The sequence below is a fragment of the Streptomyces sp. NPDC047974 genome, assembly GCF_040653375.1.
Lineage (GTDB): Bacteria > Actinomycetota > Actinomycetes > Streptomycetales > Streptomycetaceae > Streptomyces.
The window spans coordinates 195775-214982 of record NZ_JBEZNU010000004.1; the positions used below are offsets into that span (position 1 = coordinate 195775).

The 19208-nt window shown below is 73.3% G+C and carries 16 protein-coding genes; 4 read left to right on the forward strand and 12 right to left on the reverse strand.

Translation table 11 applies throughout. The annotated features are described in order from the left end of the window. Positions 1-162: 162 nt before the first annotated feature. Positions 163-1302, reverse strand: a complete 1140-nt coding sequence (gene dnaJ, locus AB0E19_RS08665; RefSeq protein ID WP_362175412.1) for a molecular chaperone DnaJ — start codon at positions 1300-1302, stop codon at positions 163-165. Next, positions 1303-2322, reverse strand: coding sequence for a heat-inducible transcriptional repressor HrcA (gene hrcA / locus AB0E19_RS08670; RefSeq protein WP_189946748.1), 1020 nt, complete (start codon positions 2320-2322; stop codon positions 1303-1305). A gap of 138 nt (positions 2323-2460) precedes the next feature. Between hrcA and AB0E19_RS08675 the strand changes: the two genes are divergently transcribed. After that, positions 2461-3198 carry an MBL fold metallo-hydrolase gene (locus tag AB0E19_RS08675; protein WP_362175416.1) on the forward strand — a complete coding sequence of 246 codons (738 nt, stop codon included), beginning with the start codon at positions 2461-2463 and terminating at the stop codon, positions 3196-3198. Between the two features lie 87 nt (positions 3199-3285). Beyond that, on the forward strand, positions 3286-4092 hold the full coding sequence (locus AB0E19_RS08680; protein ID WP_362175419.1) for a DUF3097 domain-containing protein: 807 nt from the start codon (positions 3286-3288) through the stop codon (positions 4090-4092). A 116-nt stretch (positions 4093-4208) separates the two neighbouring features. Here AB0E19_RS08680 and hemW read toward each other — a convergent pair whose 3' ends face one another. The 3 genes from hemW to lepA form a co-directional block, all read right to left on the reverse strand. Next, positions 4209-5450 carry a radical SAM family heme chaperone HemW gene (gene hemW, locus AB0E19_RS08685; protein ID WP_362175422.1) on the reverse strand — a complete coding sequence of 414 codons (1242 nt, stop codon included), beginning with the start codon at positions 5448-5450 and terminating at the stop codon, positions 4209-4211. 48 nt (positions 5451-5498) lie between these two features. Continuing rightward, entirely contained in the window at positions 5499-7376 is a 1878-nt protein-coding gene (locus AB0E19_RS08690) for a long-chain fatty acid--CoA ligase (protein WP_362175425.1), read from the reverse strand. Between the two features lie 227 nt (positions 7377-7603). Further along, complete coding sequence (lepA, locus tag AB0E19_RS08695; RefSeq protein ID WP_360606176.1) at positions 7604-9472, reverse strand: translation elongation factor 4; 1869 nt, start codon at positions 9470-9472, stop codon at positions 7604-7606. A 219-nt stretch (positions 9473-9691) separates the two neighbouring features. Here lepA and rpsT point away from each other — a divergent pair, with 219 nt between their 5' ends. Continuing rightward, positions 9692-9958: a 30S ribosomal protein S20 gene (gene rpsT, locus AB0E19_RS08700; RefSeq protein WP_362175429.1), complete on the forward strand. Its 267-nt coding sequence runs from the start codon at positions 9692-9694 to the stop codon at positions 9956-9958. 458 nt (positions 9959-10416) lie between these two features. On the opposite strand, the gene holA is transcribed toward rpsT, so the two are convergent. Beyond that, positions 10417-11409: a DNA polymerase III subunit delta gene (holA, locus tag AB0E19_RS08705; protein ID WP_362175432.1), complete on the reverse strand. Its 993-nt coding sequence runs from the start codon at positions 11407-11409 to the stop codon at positions 10417-10419. Positions 11410-11486: 77 nt separating this feature from the next. On the opposite strand from holA, the gene AB0E19_RS08710 reads away from it, so the two are divergent. Further along, a complete protein-coding gene (locus AB0E19_RS08710) occupies positions 11487-11729 on the forward strand; it encodes a hypothetical protein (protein ID WP_362175435.1) in 243 nt (80 codons plus the stop codon). Between the two features lie 67 nt (positions 11730-11796). Here AB0E19_RS08710 and AB0E19_RS08715 read toward each other — a convergent pair whose 3' ends face one another. From AB0E19_RS08715 to AB0E19_RS08740, 6 genes are all read right to left on the reverse strand, one after another. Then, the gene (locus AB0E19_RS08715) at positions 11797-12696 is read right to left on the reverse strand and encodes a YceI family protein (protein WP_362175438.1); all 900 of its coding nucleotides are present in this window, start codon (positions 12694-12696) and stop codon (positions 11797-11799) included. 104 nt (positions 12697-12800) lie between these two features. Further along, positions 12801-13637 (reverse strand): arylamine N-acetyltransferase, encoded by an 837-nt coding sequence (locus AB0E19_RS08720; RefSeq protein WP_362175441.1) that lies wholly within the window; start codon positions 13635-13637, stop codon positions 12801-12803. A gap of 26 nt (positions 13638-13663) precedes the next feature. After that, entirely contained in the window at positions 13664-14929 is a 1266-nt protein-coding gene (locus tag AB0E19_RS08725) for an MFS transporter (protein WP_362175444.1), read from the reverse strand. 5 nt (positions 14930-14934) lie between these two features. Next, positions 14935-15552 (reverse strand): helix-turn-helix domain-containing protein, encoded by a 618-nt coding sequence (locus AB0E19_RS08730; protein WP_362175446.1) that lies wholly within the window; start codon positions 15550-15552, stop codon positions 14935-14937. A gap of 68 nt (positions 15553-15620) precedes the next feature. Then, positions 15621-18119 carry a ComEC/Rec2 family competence protein gene (locus tag AB0E19_RS08735; protein ID WP_362175448.1) on the reverse strand — a complete coding sequence of 833 codons (2499 nt, stop codon included), beginning with the start codon at positions 18117-18119 and terminating at the stop codon, positions 15621-15623. Beyond that, complete coding sequence (locus AB0E19_RS08740; RefSeq protein ID WP_362175451.1) at positions 18116-19162, reverse strand: ComEA family DNA-binding protein; 1047 nt, start codon at positions 19160-19162, stop codon at positions 18116-18118. The genes AB0E19_RS08735 and AB0E19_RS08740 overlap by 4 nt, the downstream gene beginning before the upstream one ends. Positions 19163-19208: the final 46 nt, after the last annotated feature.

The following is a 19208-nucleotide window of genomic DNA, read 5'->3' on the forward strand; positions in this document are numbered from 1 at the left end:
GCTCACCCGGGGGACGCCCCCCGGACCCCCAGCAGCACGGGCCCGGCCGCTCAGCGCCCGTTGAAGGCGTCCTTCAGCCGCGAGAACAGGCCCTGCCGGCCCGGCTGACTGTGCTCACCCGGGGGACGCCCCCCGGACCCCCAGCAGCACGGGCCCGGCCGCTCAGCGCCCGTTGAAGGCGTCCTTCAGCCGCGAGAACAGGCCCTGCTGGCCCGGCTGGAACTGGCCCGTGGGCCGTTCCTCGCCGCGCAGCTTGGCGAGCTCGCGCAGCAGGCGCTCCTGCTCGGGGTCGAGCTTGGTCGGGGTCTGGACCTCGACGTGGACGATGAGGTCGCCGCGGCCGTTGCCCCGCAGGTGGGTGACGCCCCGGCCGTGCAGCGGGACCGACTGCCCGGACTGGGTGCCCGGGCGGATGTCGATCTCCTCCAGGCCGTCGAGCGTCTGCAGCTGCACCTTGGTGCCGAGCGACGCCGCCGTCATCGGGAGGGTGACCGTGCAGTGCAGGTCGTCGCCGCGCCGCTGGAAGACCTCGTGCGGGGTCTCCTGGATCTCGACGTACAGGTCGCCGGCGGGGCCGCCGCCGGGGCCGACCTCGCCCTCGCCCGCGAGCTGGATGCGGGTGCCGTTGTCGACACCGGCCGGGATCTTCACGGTCAGGGTGCGGCGGGACCGCACCCGGCCGTCGCCCGCGCACTCGGGGCACGGGGTCGGGACGACGGTGCCGAAGCCCTGGCACTGGGGGCAGGGCCGGGAGGTCATGACCTGGCCGAGGAACGACCGGGTGACCTGGGAGACCTCGCCGCGGCCGTGACACATGTCGCAGGTCTGCGCGGCGGTGCCGGGGGCGGCGCCCTCACCCGAACAGGTGCCGCAGACGACGGCCGTGTCGACCTGGAGGTCCTTGGTCGTGCCGAAGGCCGCCTCGTTGAGGTCGATCTCCAGACGGATCATGGCGTCCTGGCCGCGGCGGGTCCGCGAGCGCGGCCCGCGCTGCCCGGCCGTGCCGAAGAAGGCGTCCATGATGTCGGAGAAGTTGCCGAAGCCGCCCGCTCCGAAGCCGCCCCCGCCGCCCATGCCGCCGGAGGAGGAGAGCGGGTCGCCGCCGAGGTCGTAGACCTGCTTCTTCTGCGGGTCCGAGAGGACCTCGTAGGCGGCGTTGATCTCCTTGAACCGCTCCTGCGTCTTCGGGTCCGGATTGACGTCCGGGTGAAGCTCGCGGGCGAGGCGGCGGAAGGCCTTCTTGATCTCGTCCTGGGAAGCGTCGCGGCGCACGCCGAGTGTGGCGTAGTAGTCCGTGGCCACTTACGACTCCGCCAGGATCTGTCCGACGTAACGTGCCACTGCGCGTACCGCTCCCATCGTTCCGGGGTAGTCCATGCGGGTCGGTCCGACCACGCCGAGTTTGGCGACTGCCTCGCCGCCCGAACCGTAGCCGACCGAGACGACCGACGTGGAGTTCAACCCCTCGTAGGCGTTCTCGTGCCCGATGCGTACGGTCATGCCCGACTCCTTGACCTCGCCGAGCAGCTTGAGGAGCACGACCTGCTCCTCAAGGGCCTCCAGGACGGGCCGGATCGTCAGCGGGAAGTCGTGTCCGAAGCGGGTGAGATTGGCGGTGCCGCCGATCATCAGCCGCTCCTCGTGCTCCTCCACGAGCGTCTCCAGGAGCGTCGCGAGCACGGTCGAGACCGTGGCGCGCTCCTCGGCCTCCTCGAAGGACTCGGGGAGGTCCTGCACCAGCTGCGGCACGTCGGCGAAGCGACGGCCGCCGACCCGGCTGTTGAGCCGGGCCCGCAGATCGGCGAGGGAGGTCTCGCCGAAGGGCGCGGGGCAGTCGATCACCCGCTGCTCGACCCGTCCGGTGTCCGTGATCAGGACGAGCATCAGCCGGGCCGGGGCCAGCGACAGCAGCTCGACGTGACGGATCGAGGAGCGGGTCAGCGACGGGTACTGCACGACGGCGACCTGCCGGGTCAGCTGCGCGAGCAGCCGCACCGTGCGGCCCACGACGTCGTCGAGGTCCACGGCGCCGTCGAGGAAGTTGTGGATGGCGCGCCGCTCGGGGGTCGACAGCGGCTTGACGCCCGCCAGCCGGTCCACGAAGAGGCGGTAGCCCTTGTCGGTGGGGATCCGTCCGGCGCTGGTGTGGGGCTGGGCGATGTACCCCTCCTCCTCCAGCACCGCCATGTCGTTGCGCACGGTGGCGGGCGACACGCCCAGCTTGTGGCGCTCGGTGAGCGCCTTGGAGCCGACCGGCTCCTCCGTCCCGACGTAGTCCTGGACGATGGCGCGCAGTACCTCGAGTCTGCGTTCGCTGAGCACGCGCACACCTCCCGTTCCGGCCGTTCCGGTTGCTCCGCTTTTGGCACTCGCCCTGCCCGAGTGCCAGGAATCCCCCGGCCAGTGTACGGCCGGGGCCGTCGCTCCTGGCAAGGAGGCGGACCCGCTAGCGTCTCGACCATGGACATCGACGAAGCGGTCTGGGCGGCTCAGGGGTGGGAACGGCTCGCGTCCGGAGTGGGCCGGCGGCGGCTCCCCGGCTGGGACGCGACCACCGGACTGGTGGTGGGGGACAAGGCCGTCCTGCTCTACGACACCGGCTCCACGCTCGCCGAGGGCGCCGCGATCCGGGCCCAGGCGGAGGCGATCACCGGCGGGCGGCGCGTGACGCACATCGCACTCGGCCACCCCCACTTCGACCACGTCCTGGGCACCGCCGCCTTCGCCGGCGCGGAGGTCTTCGGCGCGGTCGGCACGGACGTGCTCCTCGGCTCCGCCCGCACCCGCGAGGAGCTGTACGTGGACGCGGTGCGCCAGGGGGTCGACGAGCGGGCCGCGTCGGAGGCGGCGGAGGCCCTGGTGGCCCCGCGCCACACGGTCACCGGCGAGTGGACCCTCGACCTCGGCGGCCGCCAGGTCCTCCTGGCCAATCTGGGACCGGCCCATTCCGGCCACGACCTCGCCGTCTTCGTCCCCGGCGAGCGCGAGACCGTGTTCTGCGGCGACCTCGTCGAGGAGTCCGGCGAGCCCCAGGCGGGCCCCGACGCGACCGGTGCCCGCTGGCCCGACGCCCTCGACCGTCTCCTCGCCCTCGGCGGCGAGGACGCCCGGTACGTCCCGGGCCACGGCGCCGTCGTGGACGCGGCCTTCGTCCGACGCCAGCGCGATGAACTGGCACGCCGCTTCGGGGTGTCGTAGCGTCACGGAGCGCGCGGCCACGGGCGGAATCCGACGCCTCCCCGGCCGCGCGGAGGACCCGTCCGCGCCCCCGGAGGACCGAACCCCTTGCGCAGTTACGACCCGGACCTGACGCCCCCGTGGAAGAAGCAGGCCCCCGCCCCCGAGGTGCCGGCCGACCCGGACCTGGTGGTCGAGGAGGTCTCCACGGGCTTCTGCGGGGCGGTGATCCGCTGCGAGGCGGGCACGGTGACGCTGGAGGACCGCTTCGGCAAGCACCGGGTCTTCCCGCTCGACCCGCGCGGCTTCCTCCTGGACGGCCGCGTGGTGACCCTGGTGCGCCCCGCCTCCCCCGGCCCGGCCCGTACGGCCCGTACGGCGTCCGGCTCGGTCGCCGTCCCGGGGGCACGCGCGCGTGTGGCGCGGGCGAGCCGCATCTACGTCGAGGGCCGCCACGACGCGGAGCTGGTGGAACGCGTCTGGGGCGACGACCTCCGCGTCGAGGGCGTGGTGGTGGAGTACCTCGAAGGCGTCGACCACCTCCCGGCCGTCGTCGCCGACTTCGCCCCGGGCCCCGACGCCCGTCTCGGCGTCCTCGTGGACCACCTGGTCCCCGGTTCCAAGGAGTCCCGCATCGCCGCCGAGGTCGCCTCGGAGCACGTCCTGGTGGTCGGCCACCCCTACATCGACATCTGGCAGGCGGTGAAGCCCTCCGCCCTGGGCATCCGATCATGGCCGGAAATCCCCCGGGGCCAGGACTGGAAGACGGGCACCTGCCAGGCCCTCGGCTGGCCGTCGGACAACACCGGCGCGGTCTGGCAGGCCATCCTGAAGCGCGTCACCTCCTACAAGGACCTGGAGCCGGCCCTCCTGGGCAGGGTGGAGCACCTGATCGACTTCGTGACGGTGGGGTAGGCGGACCCTTCTCCCCCGTGCGGGCACACGGGACGGCGGGCGCGCGTGCGTACGGGGGCACCTCCCAGCGGTAGCCGGGGCAGGCGCGAGCCCGGCATGATCCGGGAAGGGGCGGCCTAGTCCACCAGGTCCCGCACCACCGCATCCGCGAGCAGCCGCCCCCGCAGGGTCAGCACGGCCCGCCCGGCGGCGTACGGCTCCGCATCGAGCAGCCCCTCGGCCAGCGCCCGCTCCGCTGCCGCGCGCCCCGCGGGCTTGAGCACCGACAGCTCGATCCCCTCCCGGAGCCGCAGCTCCAGCAGGATCCGCTCGACCCGCCGGTCCTCCTCCGCCAGCACCTCCCGCCCGGCACCGGGCGACTTCCCGGCCCCGAGCGCCGCCGCGTACGCGCCGGGATGCTTGACGTTCCACCACCGCACCCCGCCGACGTGCGAGTGGGCGCCGGGCCCGGCCCCCCACCAGTCCGCGCCGCGCCAGTACAGCTCGTTGTGCAGGCAGCGCCCGGCCTCGGAGGTCGCCCAGTTGGACACCTCGTACCAGGAGTACCCGGCCGCCTCGAAGGCCGCGTCGGCGATCAGGTAGCGGTCCGCGTGCACGTCGTCGTCGGTCATCGGCACCTCGCCGCGCCGGATCCGCCGCGCCAGCTGCGTCCCCTCCTCGACGATCAGGGCGTACGCGCTGACGTGGTCGGGCCCGGCTCCGATGGCCGCGTCGAGCGAGGCCCGCCAGTCGTCGTCGGACTCGCCCGGCGTCCCGTAGATCAGGTCGAGGTTGACGTGCTCGAACCCGGCCGCCCGCGCCTCCGCGACGCACTCCTCGGGCCGCCCGGGCGTATGGGTCCGGTCGAGGACCTTCAGCACGTGCGGCCGCGCGCTCTGCATGCCGAAGGAGATCCGGTTGAACCCCCCGGCCCGCAGCTCGGCGAGGTACTCCGGGTTCACGGACTCAGGGTTCGCCTCGGTCGTCACCTCGGCGTCGTCCGCGAGCCCGAACTCGTCCCGGATCGCCCCCAGCATCCGTACGAGGTCCCCGGCGGCGAGCAGGGTGGGCGTACCGCCGCCGACGAAGACCGTCCGCACCGGCCGCGGGTCGTCCCCGAGCACCTTGCGCGCGAGCCGGATCTCCTCGACGACCTGCCCCGCGTAGTTGTCCCGCGAGGCGAGCACCCCGCCGGCACCGCGCAGCTCGCTCGCGGTGTACGTGTTGAAGTCGCAGTAGCCGCACCGCGTGGCGCAGTACGGCACGTGCAGATAGAACCCGAGCGGCCGCTCCCCCGCCCTCTCCAGGGCGTGCGGGGGCAGCGCCCCGTCCTCGGGCATGGGCTCACCATCGGGCAGTACGGAAGGCATGGGACCCATTGTCCCGTACTGCCCGCCCGTACGGCCCGGGTGGCGGCACGCGGCCGGTCAGGCCTCGCGCGAGCCCGCGTACATGTCGTCGATCAGGTCCTTGTACTCGCGCTCGACGACCGGGCGCTTGAGCTTCAGGGACGGGGTGAGTTCGCCGTGCTCGATGTCGAGGTCGCGGGGCAGCAGGCGGAACTTCTTGATCGTCTGCCAGCGCTGGAGGCCCTCGTTGAGGCGGTCGACGTAGCCCTGGACGAGCTTGACGGTCTCCGGGGCGGCGACGATCTCCGCGTACGACTTGCCGCCCAGGCCGTGCTCGCCGGCCCAGCCGAGGAGGGCGGGCTCGTCGAGGGCGATGAGGGCGGTGCAGTAGTTCCGGTCCGCGCCGTGGACGAGGATGTTGGAGACGAAGGGGCAGACGGCCTTGAACTGGCCCTCGACCTCGGCCGGGGCGATGTACTTGCCGCCGGAGGTCTTGATGAGGTCCTTCTTGCGGTCGGTGATCCGCAGGTAGCCGTCGGCGGAGAGCTCGCCGATGTCGCCGGTGTGGAACCAGCCGTCGGCCTCCAGCACCTCGGCGGTCTTCTCGGGGAGGCCGTGGTAGCCCTCCATGATGCCGGGGCCGCGGAGCAGGATCTCGCCGTCGTCGGCGATGCGGACCTCGGTGCCGGGGAGCGGCTTGCCGACGGTGCCGGTGCGGTAGGCCTCGCCGGGGTTGACGAAGGAGGCGGCGGAGGACTCCGTCAGGCCGTATCCCTCCAGGATGTGGACGCCCGCGCCGGCGAAGAAGTAGCCGATCTCGGGGGCGAGGGCGGCGGAGCCGGAGATGCAGGCGCGCAGCCGGCCGCCGAAGGCCTCGCGGATCTTGGCGAAGACGAGGGCGTCGGCCACCTTGTGCTTGGCGGTGAGGCCGAAGGGCGCGGAGGCGGTGCCGGTGCGGCGGAAGTTGTCCTGGGTGACCTTGGCGTACTCGCGGCCGACGCCGGCGGCCCACTGGAAGATCTTGTACTTGGCTCCGCCGCCGGCCCGGGCCTTGGCGGCGACGCCGTTGTAGACCTTCTCGAAGATGCGGGGGACGGCCGCCATGTAGGTCGGCTGGACCACCGGCAGGTTCTCGATGATCTTGTCGACGCGGCCGTCGACGGCGGTGACGTGGCCGACCTCGATCTGGCCGGAGGTGAGGACCTTGCCGAAGACGTGGGCGAGCGGAAGCCACAGGTACTGGACGTCGGCCCGGGTGACGAGGCCGGTGGCGGCGATCGCCTTGGCCATGTACGACCAGTTGTCGTGCGGGAGGCGGACGCCCTTGGGGCGGCCGGTGGTGCCGGAGGTGTAGATGAGGGTGGCGAGCTGCTCACGGGTGATCGCGCCGACCCGCTCCTTGACCGCCTCGGGGTGCTTCTCCAGGTACGCGGCTCCGCGCGCCTCCAGGTCGGCGAGGGTGAGCACCCACTCCTCGGAGGTGTCGGCGCCCTCGGGGTCGACGACCACCACGTGGTGGAGGCCGGGCAGCTCGGCGCGGCGCTCCACGGCCTTGGCGAGCTGGGCGGCGTTCTCGGCGATGAGCACCTTCGACTCGGAGTCCGAGAGGATGAAGGCGGACTCCTCGGCGTTGGTCTGCGGGTAGACCGTGGTGGTGGCCGCGCCGGCGCACATCACGCCGAGGTCGGCGAGGATCCACTCGACGCGGGTGGCGGAGGCGAGGGCGACGCGCTCCTCGGGCTGGACGCCGAGGTCGATCAGACCGGCGGCGATGGAGAAGACGCGCTGTGCGGCCTGGCCCCAGCTGAGCGACTTCCAGTCGTCCGGTCCGGTGCCGGAGGCGGCGGGCACCGGGTAGCGGTAGGCCTCCGCGTCAGGTGTGCGCTCGACCCGTTCGAGGAAGAGTGCCGCGACGGAGGGCAGCCGGTCGTCGATCTGGATCTGGTTGTCGCTCACGTCGTCCTCCGGGCGGCGGCGATGCCTGTTGGCGGTGCGGTGGTCATACAACTACGGATGTGCGGCTACGGACGCGTAACTAACTCGCGAGTAACCTGCGGGGGGCTTCAGATTAGAGCGCCGACGTCCGGTACGTAAGGGCCTGTGGATAACGGTGGATAACGAACGGGCCCGCGCGCCGGAGGCACGCGGACCCGTTCCGACCACGACGGGGTGGCCGATTCCTGCTACTTCTTCGACTTACCGCCGGATTCGTCGCTCGACAGGACGGCGATGAAGGCCTCCTGGGGCACCTCCACCGAGCCGACCATCTTCATGCGCTTCTTGCCTTCCTTCTGCTTCTCCAGCAGCTTCCGCTTACGGGAGATGTCACCGCCGTAGCACTTGGCGAGGACGTCCTTGCGGATGGCGCGGATGGTCTCGCGGGCGATGACCCGGGAGCCGATGGCCGCCTGGATCGGCACCTCGAAGGCCTGGCGCGGGATGAGCTCGCGCAGCTTGGCGACGAGCCGCACGCCGTACGCGTACGCGGCGTCCTTGTGGGTGACGGCGGAGAAGGCGTCGACCTTGTCGCCGTGCAGCAGGATGTCGACCTTGACCAGGCTGGAGGCCTGCTCGCCGGTGGGCTCGTAGTCGAGGGAGGCGTAGCCGCGGGTCTTGGACTTCAGCTGGTCGAAGAAGTCGAAGACGATCTCGGCGAGGGGCAGGGTGTAGCGGATCTCCACCCGGTCCTCGGAGAGGTAGTCCATGCCGATCAGCGTGCCGCGACGGGTCTGGCAGAGCTCCATGATCGCGCCGATGAACTCGCTGGGCGCGAGGATCGTGGCGCGCACGACGGGCTCGTACACGTCGTCGATCTTGCCCTCGGGGAACTCGCTCGGGTTGGTGACCGTGTGCTCGCTGCCGTCCTCCATGACCACGCGGTAGACCACGTTGGGAGCGGTGGCGATGAGGTCGAGCCCGAACTCGCGCTCCAGCCGCTCACGGATCACGTCGAGGTGCAGGAGGCCGAGGAAACCGACGCGGAAGCCGAAGCCGAGCGCGGCGGAGGTCTCCGGCTCGTAGACCAGCGCGGCGTCGTTGAGCTGCAGCTTGTCGAGGGCCTCGCGGAGGTCCGGGTACTCGGAGCCGTCCAGCGGGTAGAGACCCGAGAAGACCATCGGCTTCGGGTCCTTGTAGCCGCCGAGGGCCTCGGTGGCGCCGTTGTGCAGGGAGGTGATCGTGTCACCGACCTTGGACTGGCGGACGTCCTTCACACCGGTGATGAGGTAGCCCACCTCGCCGACGCCGAGACCGTCGGACGGCGTCATCTCCGGGGAGGAGACGCCGATCTCCAGGAGCTCGTGGGTGGCGCCGGTCGACATCATCCTGATGCGCTCGCGCTTGTTGAGCTGCCCGTCGATGACGCGGACGTACGTGACGACGCCCCGGTACGAGTCGTACACGGAGTCGAAGATCATCGCGCGGGCGGGCGCGTCGGCGACGCCGACCGGCGCCGGGATGTCCTGGACGACCCGGTCGAGCAGTGCCTCGACGCCCATGCCGGTCTTCGCGGAGACCTTGAGGACGTCCTCCGGCTGGCAGCCGATGAGATTGGCCAGCTCGTCGGCGAACTTCTCCGGCTGGGCGGCCGGCAGGTCGATCTTGTTGAGCACGGGAACGATGGTGAGGTCGTTCTCCATCGCGAGGTAGAGGTTCGCGAGGGTCTGCGCCTCGATGCCCTGGGCCGCGTCGACCAGCAGGATCGTGCCCTCGCAGGCGGCCAGCGATCGCGACACCTCGTAGGTGAAGTCGACGTGCCCGGGGGTGTCGATCATGTTGAGGATGTGCGTACGCCCCTGCTCCGGCCCCTCGGTCGGGGCCCAGGGCAGCCGGACCGCCTGGGACTTGATCGTGATGCCGCGCTCACGCTCGATGTCCATCCGGTCGAGGTACTGGGCGCGCATCTGCCGCTGGTCGACCACACCGGTCAGCTGGAGCATCCGGTCGGCGAGCGTGGACTTGCCGTGGTCGATGTGCGCGATGATGCAGAAGTTGCGGATCAGAGCCGGGTCGGTACGGCTCGGCTCGGGCACGTTGGTAGGAGTCGCGGGCACGCAGGGTTCTCGTCTCGGGGCGGTGTTCGGAACGGATACGTAGCCCCCATCGTCCCATGCCCCACGGCCGGGCGTCCGGTTCGGGCGTTCCACACCCCCTCCCGGCCCTCGTTTGGGCGGCCGGGAGAGCGCCTGATACCGTGGACAGCTGTGTCTCGTGTGCCCTCTCAGCTGCGCGACACATCCTGAAGAAACATCGAACCTGTAAAGGCTCTTTCAGTGGCGAACATCAAGTCCCAGATCAAGCGGAACAAGACCAACGAGAAGGCGCGCCTGCGCAACAAGGCCGTCAAGTCGTCGCTCAAGACCGCGATCCGCAAGGCCCGTGAGGCTGTCGCCGCCGGCGACCTCGAGAAGGCCACCGTGGCCACCCGTGCCGCCTCGCGTCAGCTCGACAAGGCTGTCTCGAAGGGTGTCATCCACAAGAACGCCGCCGCCAACAAGAAGTCGGCGCTGGCTGTCAAGGTCGCCTCCCTCCAGGGCTGAGACCGGATCTCCTGATCCAGGCTCCACCGGCCGCCGGGACCCAGCGGACCCTCTCTACCGCTCCCGCCCGGCCACCCGCCCCGTACGCGAGACGCGTTCGCCACGCGTGTACGGGACATCCCAGCACCACCCAAAAGGCCCCGCACCCTCCTTCCCCAGGAGGGTGGGGGGCCTTTTGGCGTGTCTCCCTCCGGGGAGAGAGCAGGCCTGGCCAGGGCGCGGGCAAGCGGGCCCATCGGCCCGCGCAGCCGGCCCCACGCAGCCAGCCCCGCGCAGCACGCGCCGCACTCCACAGCCGCACGCCAGGGCACGACACCGGACCCCGCACCACAGACCGCACGCCGGGGAAGGACGCCCGCCGCCCTCACCGCACCACGTGTCAGGCGCCGCGCGCCGAGGCCCGCGCCGCGTGGGCCGGCCAGGGCACCGCACCAGGCCCCGCGTCGCCGCCACGCGCGTCAGGCGCCGCCGCGCGCCCTCGCGGCCCGGGCCACCGCGACGACCGCCTTCTCCAGGGCGTACTCGGGGTCGTCGCCGCCGCCCTTCACCCCCGCGTCCGCCTCCGCCACGGCCCGCAGGGCCATCGCGACGCCGTCCGGGGTCCAGCCCCGCATCTGCTGCCGCACCCGGTCGATCTTCCACGGCGGCATGCCCAGCTCGCGCGCGAGATCGGCGGGCCGCCCGCCCCGCGCGGAGGAGAGCTTGCCGATGGCCCGCACCCCCTGCGCGAGCGCGCTCGTGATGAGCACGGGCGCGACCCCGGTCGACAGCGACCAGCGCAACGCCTCCAGCGCCTCCGCCGCCCTTCCCTCCACCGCCCGGTCGGCGACGTTGAAGGACGAGGCCTCCGCCCGCCCGGTGTAGTACCGCCCGACGACCGCCTCGTCGATCGTCCCGTCGACGTCCGCCGTCAGCTGCGCGACCGCGGAGGCCAGCTCCCGCAGGTCGCTGCCGATGGAGTCGACGAGCGCCTGGCACGCCTCGGGCGTGGCGGACCGCCCGAGCGCCCGGAACTCCTGCCGCACGAAGGTCAGCCGCTCCGCCGGCTTCGTGGTCTTGGGACAGGCCACCTCCCGCGCCCCCGCCTTGCGCGCCGCGTCGAGGAGCCCCTTGCCCTTGGCTCCGCCCGCGTGCAGCAGGACGAGCGTGATGTCCTCGACGGGCGCGTCGAGGTACCCCTTCACGTCCTTGACGCTCTCCGCCGAGAGGTCCTGCGCGTTCCGCACGACCAGCACCTTCCGCTCGGCGAAGAGCGAGGGGCTGGTGAGCTCGGCGAGGGCACCCGGCTGGAGCTGGTCGGGGGTGAGGTCCCGTACGTCCGTGTCGGCGTCGGCGGCCCGCGCGGCCGCCACCACCTCCCGGACGGCACGGTCGAGGAGCAGGTCCTCCTGGCCCACGGCGAGCGTGACGGGGCCGAGGAGGTCGTCGCTGGAAGTCTTTCTGGTGGCCATCGCGATCCAGCATCCCACGCCCCACCGACAGCGAACCCCGCCACGGCTCCGCCGGCGCCCCGCGCGAGAATGACCGGGTGAGTGAACGACACGTACTGGTGCTCCCCGACCGCGACGCCGCCGAGGAGCTCACCGAGGAGCTGTCCGCCCGCTTCGGGGTGACCGAGGAACCGCAGCTGGTCCGCGACGCGCTGGCCGGCGAGGACGACGCCGAGGACGCGCAGTGGCTGGTGGTCGTCGAGGACCCGGACGGCCGCCTCGACCCGACGGCCCTGGACGGCCTCGCCGCCGAGTACGAGGGCTGGCTGGAGGCCCCGTGACCGGTCCCGGACCGGCCCGCTAGGCCTGGCACGCCCGGCCTGGCGCACCCGGCCTGACCCACCGGGCCTAGCGGGCCCGGTCCGCCGCCTTCGGCACGATCTGCACGTCCAGGTCGATCGCGATGCTGGAGCCGACCGCCGCGATCCCGCGCGCGAGCAGCGTCTGCCAGGTGAGGGTGAAGTCCTCGCGGTGGAGTTCGGTGCGGGCCCGGCAGGCGCCCCGGGTCTCCCCCTCCAGGCCGCTGCCGAGGCCGAGGTACTGGGTGTCCAGCGTGACGGTGCGGCTCACGCCGTGGAGGCTGAGCGCACCCGTGACGCTCCAGCGGCTGCCGCCGCGGTGGGTGAAGCGTTCGCTGAAGAACTCGATGGTCGGGTGGACGCCGACGTCCAAAAAGTCCCCGGAGCGCAGGTGGTCGTCGCGCATCTGCACCCCGGTGTCGATCGAGGCCGCGTCGATGACGACGTGCATCGCCGACTGCTCCATGCGCTCGGCGATCCGTATCGCGCCGGCGAAGCTGTTGAACCGCCCGTGGATCCGCGCCAGCCCGATGTGCCGGGCGGTGAACCCGATCTGGGAGTGCGCGGGGTCGATCTCCCAGTCGCCGGGCTCGGGCAGCGGCGGCTGCGGGGCGACCTGGAGCAGGACGTCCCCGAGGTCCGCGTGGACGCCCTGGTCGATCACAGCGGTGGCGTGGTGCGGCGTGTACCCGTCGGAGGTGACGGCGAGCCGGTACTCCCCGGCCGGCACGGTCGCGAGGAGGGTGCCGTACGGATCGGTCTCGCCGCCCAGCACCTTGCGGCCGGCCGCGTCCGTGAGCGCGAACTCGGCCTGCCGCAGCGGCTCGTGCACGGGGTCGAGGACCCGGCAGCTCAGCACTCCCGCCGAGGCGGGTACGGCGTACCCGGCGAGCGCGCCTCCCCGGCCTCCGCCACCGTTCCCCCGCTTGCCGAAGAGGCCACCGAACATTCTTCACGCACCCCCGTGCGACTCGTTCACTATGCAACGAGTTCGCATTCGATCACCGATGGGGCGTTCGAGGCAAACGCGACCTTGTTACCGACGAGTCCGAATTATGGATTCCGCTCCCCCTCCTCCCTCGCCGCGGGTGCGGCCGGCAGCTTGTCGAGCACGATCCCGAAAAGCTCCCGGTACGCCTCCCGCAGCTCCTCGTCCGTCCCGAGCTCCCGCTCCGTACGCTCCCCGGCCACGGTCCGGTACAGCGTCCGGCCGCCGATGCTGACCCGGCCCTCCTCGGTGAGCAGCGAGCAGATCACCCCGCGCGTGAAGTGCGACACGGGCGAGGTCCGGTGGTACCAGGCACCGGCCTCGAAGTCCGCGAGCACCCGTGGCCGCGGCTCCAGCCGGTACCGCGGCGTCCCGTCCCGCACCACGTCGAGGTCCCCGTCCGCCCCGGGGACGTCCCGGATCACGAAGACCCCGGAGGCGTCGGCCTGTTCCCCGCGCTCGTCGAAGGCGAGCGGCAGGTGGCTGTGGTCCCCGAAGCCCACGTCGGCCAGCCAGCGCCCCCCGTCCGCGTCCTCCACGAGCAGCGCCATGTGGTCGTACGGGATCCCCACCCGCCCGTCCGGTCCGAGGACCCGCGCCTGGAGCGGCTCGGCCCGGTAGCCGAGCGCCCGGAGCAGCGCGGCGAACGCGGTGTTCAGCTCGTAACAGAACCCGCCCCGCCGGGCCACGGCCACCTTGTCGACGAGCGCCTTCTCGTCGAGGACGATCTCCTCCCCGAGGTGGATCGAGAGGTTCTCGAAGGGCACGGCCCGCAGATGCCTCAGGTGCAGCTCCCGCAGCGCCCCGGCATCCGCCCGCTCCGGCCGTGCGGCTCCGATGCGCTCCAGGTAACGCCCCACGGCAGCGTCCGGCAGTCCCCCGGACTTTTCATGATCAGTCATGGGGGCAGTCTGCCGGTTCACCGCTGTCACGGGGTGGCGGCGGCCGATTCCCGCTCCTGGGTCGGCAGTTCGCGCATGCGCGCCAGGGGCGAGGGCAGCAGCCACAGGACGGCGAAGACGCCGCCCACCGTGGCGATCCAGAGGGTGGGCCGGAGGCCGAGCGCGGTGCCCAGCACGCCTCCGGCGAGCGCCCCGAGGGGCCGGAAGCCGTGGTTGAGGGTGCGGAAGGCCCCCATGACCCTGGCGCGCATGGTCTCCGGGATGAGCGCCATCTGGAAAGAGCCGGCGGCCACGTCGACGATCATCACGCCGACGCAGGACAGGAACTCGGCGGCGAACAGCACGCCCACGACGAGCGGCAGCGGTCCGTCCGCCGCGGGTATGAGGACCAGCGGCAGGGTGAAGCCGATGAAGCCGGTGACGAGGGAGCCGCCGATGCCGAGCCGGCGGACGACCGCCCCGCTCCACATGGCGCCGAGCAGACCGCCGACCGCGCCGGTGCCGAGGATCAGGCCGAGCAGGCCCGCGCCGAGTCCGAGGTCCTGGGTGACGTAGAGCACGAAGAGGGTGTGGAACATGTAGTTGAAGAACTGGACGGTGCCGGAGGCGGCGAAGAGCGCCCGCATCGACGGCTCCCGCAGCACCCACCGCATCCCCTCCGTGAAGTGCCCCTTGGCCACGGGCGCGGGGGCGGGCTCGGCCGGCCGTATCTTCGCGAGGTATCCCGCCGACGCCAGATAGGTGAGGGCGTCCGCGAGCAGCGCCACGGGAGCGGTCAGCACCTGGACGAGGACGCCGCCGATGCTGGGCCCCGCCAGCCAGGCCATCGAACGGCTGCCGTTCACCAGCGAGTTGGCCTGCACATAGCGATCGGTCGGGACGAGGGACGCGAACAGCGTGGAGTTGCAGACCTCGAAGAGCACCGACAGCGCGCCCACCCCGAAGGCGACGAGGTAGAGCTGGCCGAGCGTCAGCAGGTCGAGGGCGTAGGCGACGGGCAGGGTGAGCAGCAGCGCGGCCCGCCCCAGGTCCGTGGCGATCATGATCCGGCGGCGGTCGGACCGCCGGTCGGCCCAGGCCCCGAAGGGGAGGTTGAGCAGCAGGGCCGGGAGGAGTTCGAGGGTCTTGAGCCAGCCCATCTGGGCGGCGTCGGCCCCGAGCACGAGCACGGCGGCGAGCGGCAGCGCCATCAGGGAGATCTGGTCCCCGACCAGCGAGACGGTCTGCCCCGTCCAGTAGCGGCGGAAGGTCCGCTCGCGCAGCAGCGCCGGAACCCGTGCGGTGAGGCCCATCCTCGTCACTCCTTGTCGTCGTCGATGTCGGGATCCAGATAGGCGATCTTCAGGAAGCTGACGGCCCGCGCGCCCTCGGGCCGCACGGCCGGGTCGTCCTCACGGTCGACGTAGGCCTGGAGCAGCTCGTCGATCCGCTCGCCGAGGCCCCGGAGCTCGTCGGGGGTGAGGTACACCAGGGCGTCCCCGAACAGCTCGGCCTCCCGCCACTCCTTCGTGACGCCCGTCCGGCTCTCCAGGACTTGGGCGAACCGTCCGAAGTAGCGCTCGGCGACGGCCACGTTGAGCTCGTCGGTCGCCTGCGCGACCGAGGGGTCCTCGCTGTAGCCGGGCCACTCGGTGTACCGGGCGGTGGCCCGCCAGGGCTTCTCCCTGCCGCGCCCGCCCGGCGCCTCCTCCACGAGCCCGTACTTGGCGAGTATCCGCAGGTGGTACGAGCAGCTGGCCACCGATTCGCCGGTCAGCTCGGCGGCCCGGGTGGCGGTGAACGGCCCGTGCCGGCGCAGCTGCCCGACCAGGGTCATCCGCAGGGGGTGGGCGTAGGCCCGCAGTGCCCGGGGGTCGGTCAGCTTGATGCTGTGCCGCTTCTCGCCCTCGGGGTGCGACGCGCTGTTCTCCGTCATGATGTAAAGCTATCTATAGAAAGACTTCTTTACAAGCATGTCTTTACAATCATGTCCTTCCTCGCGGGTCACCAGCCGCGCGCCACCGCCACCAGCCCCCTCCCCGCACCCGCCACCGCGATCGCCCCGTCCCGGTCCGTCCGCAGCACCCGCGCCCCGCCCGCCCGCAACGCCGCCAGCGTCCGGGGCGACGGATGCCCGTAGGGGTTGTCCCTGCCGGCGGACACCAGCGCAAGGCGCGGCCGCACCACACCGGTCAGCCCCGGGTCCTGGTGCGCGGACCCGTGATGGGCGACCTTCAGCACGTCCACCGCCCCCAGCTCCGGATGCGCCCGCCACAGGGCCCGCTGCGCCGGCGGCTCCAGATCGCCGAGCAGCAGCACGCTCACCCCGCCCGGCCCCCGGACCAGCAGCGTGACGCTGGCGTCGTTCGGCCCGCCGTCCGGTGGCGCCGGCCCGGCCGGCGGCCACAGCACCCGCCACTCCAACCCCCCGGCCCTCCGTCGCTCCCCCGGCTCCGCCCGCACCACCGGCACCCCGGCGGCACGCGCCTCCCTCCGCACGAACTCCGCCTGCCCCCGCGGCTCTTCGAGCCCCGTGGTCTGGATCGCCCCGACCTTCCGCCCCTTCAGCACCCCCGGAAGCCCGGCCACATGGTCGGCGTGGAAGTGCGTCAGCACCAGCAACGGCACCTGTCTCACCTCCAGCTCGCGCAGGCAGCGGTCCACCGCCACCGGGTCCGGCCCCGCGTCCACCACCACCCCCGCACCCCCGCCGGCCGCGAGCACCGTGGCGTCCCCCTGGCCGACCTGGCACATCGCGTACAACCATCCCGGCGGCGGCCAGCCGCTGACCCAGCGCACGAGCGGCACCGGCCGCGCCACCACGAGCACCAGCAGCACGACCACGCCGACCACCGGCCACGTCCGGTGCCGCAGCCGCCGCACCCCGGCCACCACCGCGACCGTCACGAGCGCGAGCGCCGCCCCTCCCCACCAGCCGCCGGGCCACGCCAGCTCCGCACCCGGCAGCGCCGCGCCCGTCCTCGCCACCCGGGCGATCCACCCGGCCGGCCACCCCGCCACCCACGCCAGGCCCTCCGCCCCCGGCGCCCACACCGGCGCCACCGCGAGCGCCCCGAAGCCGAACACCGTCGCAAGCGCCACCGCCGGCTCCGCGAGAAGGTTCGCCGGAATCGCCACCAGACTCGTCCGGCCCGCGAAGACCACCACGACCGGCGCGCTCACCGCCTGCGCCGCCAGCGCGGCGGCCAGCGCCTCCGCGAGCCGCCCCGGCACCCCGCGCCGCCGCAGCGCCTCGCTCCACCCCGGCGCCACCACCAGCAGCGCCCCGGTCGCGAGCACCGACAGCAGGAACCCGTAACTCCGCGCCAGCCAGGGGTCGTACAGCACCAGGACCAGCACCACCGCGGCCAGCGCCGGGATCAGCGACCTCCTGCGCCCGGTGGCGATCGCGAGCAGCGCGACCAGCCCGCAGGCCGCCGCCCGCAGCACGCTCGGATCGGGCCGGCACACGACCACGAACGCCACCGTCAGCCCCGCCCCCGCCAGCGCGGTGCCGCGCAGCGAGAGCCCGATCCGGGGAGCCAGCCCGCCCCGCTCCACCTGCCGCGCCCGCCCCGGACGCCCGACGAGCAGGAGCAGCACGATCGAGAGGTTGCTCCCCGAGACCGCCAGGAGATGCGTGAGGTCCGTGGCCTCGAAGGCGTCCCGCACATCGGAGCCGATCCGCGAGGTGTCCCCGACGACCAGGCCCGGGAGCAGCGCCCGCGGGTCCGGCGCCAACCCGTCGGTCGCCGTGCGCAGCCCGGCCCGCAGCTCGCCGGCCGTCCGCTGGGCCGCGCTCGGCGGCCCCACGATCCGCGGCGGCCCGGCCCGGGACTTCAGCACCGCCGCGTACGGGTCCCCGGGTTCCCTGGGCGGCGCGAAACGGGCACCGACCCACAGCCGCGTGGACGGCAGCAGCCGCAGCCAGGCGTCCCGCCCCTCCCCCGGAGGCACGATCAGCAGCACCGGCGCACGGGTCCGCACGACCGTCCCGTCCGTCCGCTCCACCCGGACCACCTCGGCGTCCATCACCACCGACACCGGCACCATCGCCCGCCCGCTCACCCGGGGCCGGGTGAGCCGGGGATCCGAGGTGACCGTCACCTCCGCCCAGGCCCGCCCGTACTCCCCCGCCAGGACCGGAACCGGCCCCCGCCTCAGGTCCGCCGCGTGCAGCCCCGCCGAAGCGGCCCCCGCCGCGGCGCACAGCAACACCCCCGCCCACGCCGTCGCCCGCAGCCGCCACCCCGGCGACGCACCACCCCGACCCCCTCCTTCCCGACCGACACCCACGGCCGCGTCCCGCCCCTTGGTCAGCCACCGCGCCACCGCCGGGATCAGCGACGCCGCCGCTCCGGCCAGGCACAGCCCCACCCCGGCCACCGCCCACCAGCCCGCCACCCCCAGTGCCACCGCGGCCGCCGCCCACGCGGCCAACGCCGGCGGGACGAGCCGCAGGTCGACCGGCTCCTCGCTCCACCCGCCCCCGGCCCGCGTCATGGCCGCACCAAGGGCTGAAGGTCCGCGAAGCGCCGCTCGCCGATCCCGTCGACCTCGCGCAACTCCTCGACCGAGCGGAACCCGCCCCGCTCCGTCCGGTGGTCGACGATCCGCCGCGCGAGCACGGGCCCCACGCCCGGCAGCCCGTCGAACTGCTCGGCCGTCGCCGTGTTGAGGTTCAACGGCGCCCCGCTCCCGCCCGGCCCCGCACCCGGCCCCACGCCCGGTGCCGCACTCCCACCGGCCGGCGCTCCCGGCACCCCGACGAGCACCTGCTCACCGTCGAGGAGAACCCTGGCCCGATTCAGCCCCGTCAGATCCGCCCCCGCCCGCACACCCCCCGCGGCCCGCAGCGCGTCCGCGACCCGCGACCCGGCCGGCAGCGTCAGCACCCCCGGCCTGCGCACCTTCCCTCCCACGTCGACGACGACCTCCGCCGCGGCCGTACCCCCGCCGAAACCGGCACCTCCACCGGACACGGCCGGCCCCGACGCGGGCCCCGACCCGGGCGCCGGCGCGGGCGCGGCCGCCACCGGCGCGACCCTCACGAGCTCCGGCGCCCGCACCTGCTCCGGCCGCCCCGCCCAGAAGAATCCGCCCGCCGCACAGGCCGCCACCACGAGGACCACGGCGAGCGCCGCCAGCGACCTCGGCTCCAGCCCGCACCGCGTCTGCACCCATAGCGGCAGCCGCTCCCGCACCGCCGCCCGCCACCGCCGCTCCCCCACGGCATCGACCGCGGGCTCCTCGACCACCACCGGCTCCACGACTGCCGACGAAGGCGACGACGGCGGTGGCAGCGGTGGTGGTGCCGGGGGCGGCGGGGGCGGCGGCGGAAACAGCGCGTCACCCCGCTCCCGTACGACCCCCGCCACGCCCCCGGCCGGGCCGGGCCGTGCCAGTACCCGGCGCACCCGGGCCCGGCGCCGCGCCCTCCCGGGCGGCGCACCCCGCCGGGGCCCCACAGGACCGGGCCCGCCCCTGGCGGAACGGGACGGGGCCGAAGAAGAGACGGAGACCGAAGAAGCCGTACGAAGATCCATGTCTGCGACGGTAGGGTCCGCCGCGGCCCTGTGCCGTCGCCCTCAG

Coding starts and splice junctions, on each gene's coding strand:
- AB0E19_RS08735 (WP_362175448.1), bottom strand. CDS start 18,119: ATGACGCGGGCCGGGGGCGGGTGGAGCGAGGAGCCGGTCGACCTGCGG.
- AB0E19_RS08740 (WP_362175451.1), bottom strand. CDS start 19,162: ATGGATCTTCGTACGGCTTCTTCGGTCTCCGTCTCTTCTTCGGCCCCG.
- AB0E19_RS08730 (WP_362175446.1), bottom strand. CDS start 15,552: ATGACGGAGAACAGCGCGTCGCACCCCGAGGGCGAGAAGCGGCACAGC.
- AB0E19_RS08720 (WP_362175441.1), bottom strand. CDS start 13,637: ATGACTGATCATGAAAAGTCCGGGGGACTGCCGGACGCTGCCGTGGGG.
- AB0E19_RS08675 (WP_362175416.1), top strand. CDS start 2,461: ATGGACATCGACGAAGCGGTCTGGGCGGCTCAGGGGTGGGAACGGCTC.
- AB0E19_RS08725 (WP_362175444.1), bottom strand. CDS start 14,929: ATGGGCCTCACCGCACGGGTTCCGGCGCTGCTGCGCGAGCGGACCTTC.
- AB0E19_RS08715 (WP_362175438.1), bottom strand. CDS start 12,696: ATGTTCGGTGGCCTCTTCGGCAAGCGGGGGAACGGTGGCGGAGGCCGG.
- hemW (WP_362175422.1), bottom strand. CDS start 5,450: ATGGGTCCCATGCCTTCCGTACTGCCCGATGGTGAGCCCATGCCCGAG.
- holA (WP_362175432.1), bottom strand. CDS start 11,409: ATGGCCACCAGAAAGACTTCCAGCGACGACCTCCTCGGCCCCGTCACG.